At 64.7% G+C, this 1,706-nt stretch carries 1 protein-coding gene; it reads left to right on the top strand.

The window, feature by feature from the left end; translation table 11 throughout:
- The first annotated feature begins 100 nt into the window (after positions 1 to 100).
- A complete protein-coding gene (locus ABIA90_RS45555; protein WP_354116835.1) occupies positions 101 to 1,486 on the top strand; it encodes an IS1380 family transposase in 1,386 nt (461 codons plus the stop codon).
- Positions 1,487 to 1,706: the final 220 nt, after the last annotated feature.

Raw genomic sequence — 1,706 nt, 5'->3', positions numbered from 1 at the left:
CCTAGCCCGGATATCTCACACGGATCGAGCGCATCGAGGCGCCGAATCAGCGAAAGTTGTTTTGCGAGAACGACTTTGAGATGATTCGAGAGGCGCCCCGATGCCGACAGAGTGTACCGCAGAACTGTTCGAGTTTGCAGCCATCGAACGCCGATCTGTTGTGGGCGGATTTGACGGCGGAGCGATCACATCGGACGCTGGAGCGTTGTTGCTGGGGGCGACGGATGGTGCAATCCAGCTGATGAGGCGGTTTGCGGAATGCTTTGTCGATCATCGGCGGCCGGGGCAGGTGGAGCACGCTGTGCGGACGCTGGTTGGCCAGCGGGTATTCGGGATCGCGCTGGGCTACGAGGACGTCATCGATCATGATGAGCTGCGGCACGATCCGGTGATGGCGGTGCTGGCAGGCAAGCTTGAGGCGCGGCGCAAGGATTGTGCGGCGGTGGCCGGCAAATCGACACTCAACCGGCTGGAGCTGAGCCGGGAGATTGCCACGCGTTATCACAAGATCGCGCACGAACCGGCGAGCATTGCCGGACTGTTCGTCACGCTGTTCCTGGACGCCTACCGGACGGCTCCGAACGAGATCATTCTCGACCTTGACGCCACGGACGACCCGCTGCACGGGCATCAGGAGGGGCGGTTCTTCCATGGCTATTACGATTGCTACTGTTATCTGCCGCTGTACGTGTTCTGCGGGCGCCACCTGCTGGCCGCCAAGCTGCGGCCCGCCAACATCGACGGCTCGGCGGGCGCGGTCGAGGAGATCGCCCGGATCGTGGCGCAGATCCGTGAGCGCTGGCCGCAGACCCGCATTGTCTTGCGGGCCGACTCCGGCTTTGCACGCGATGCCCTGATGACGTGGTGTGAGGCAAACGGCATCGACTTCATCTTCGGGCTGGCCCGCAACGCCCGCCTCACCCGCGCGATCGGAGCTGAACTGGTCGAGGCCCGCGACGAGAGCCAGGCCACCAGTCGGCCGGCGCGCCGGTTCAAGGAACTGACCTGGTCGACGCGCAACAGCTGGAGCCGCGCGCGGCGCGTCATCGCCAAGGCGGAGTGGACGCAAGGCGAAGCCAATCCGCGCTTCATCGTCACCTCGCTGACCGCGGCCGATGGCGACGGCCGCCGGCTCTACGAAGAGGTCTATTGCGCGCGCGGCGAGATGGAGAACCGCATCAAAGAGTGCCAGATGGACCTGTTCGCCGACCGCACCTCGACCGGCACCATGCAGGCCAACCAATTGCGGCTGTGGTTCGCCTCGATGGCTTATGTTCTGCTCGACAGCCTGCGCCGCATCGCCCTGCAGGCGACCGAGTTGGCTGATGCCAGCTGCGGCACCATCCGCCGCAAGCTGTTCAAAATCGGCGCCCTCGTCACCATCAGCGTCCGCCGTGTTAAGTTCGCCATGGCATCCGGCTGTCCTTACAAGGCCGCCTTTGCCACGGCGCATCGGGCGCTCATCGCCGCAGCAGATACCGGTTGAGCCAGGCGCGCCGTCGACATCACCCGCGATTGCTCGCCGGCAGCGGCAGCATTTGGCGCGTCTTCCCGCACACGCAAGCCGCGCCAATCGAACACCAGACTCGTCTTTGGCGAGCCAGGCAAACCGACCCAGGCGTCCAAACCAACCTCCCGTCCCCGCAAACTCGCTCCCCGCTCACAATCGGATCGCTACACGCCCGGCTGTGAGATATCCGGGCTAG

The organism is Bradyrhizobium sp. LA6.8, assembly GCF_040547935.1.
Taxonomy (GTDB): domain Bacteria; phylum Pseudomonadota; class Alphaproteobacteria; order Rhizobiales; family Xanthobacteraceae; genus Bradyrhizobium; species Bradyrhizobium barranii.
Note: the sequence above shows the minus strand (reverse complement) of the source record. Positions and strands in the feature narration are given on the sequence as shown.

Bases quoted from the DNA above. Each gene is read 5' to 3' on its own strand.
- ABIA90_RS45555 (WP_354116835.1), top strand. From the start codon at position 101: ATGCCGACAGAGTGTACCGCAGAACTGTTCGAGTTTGCAGCCATCGAA.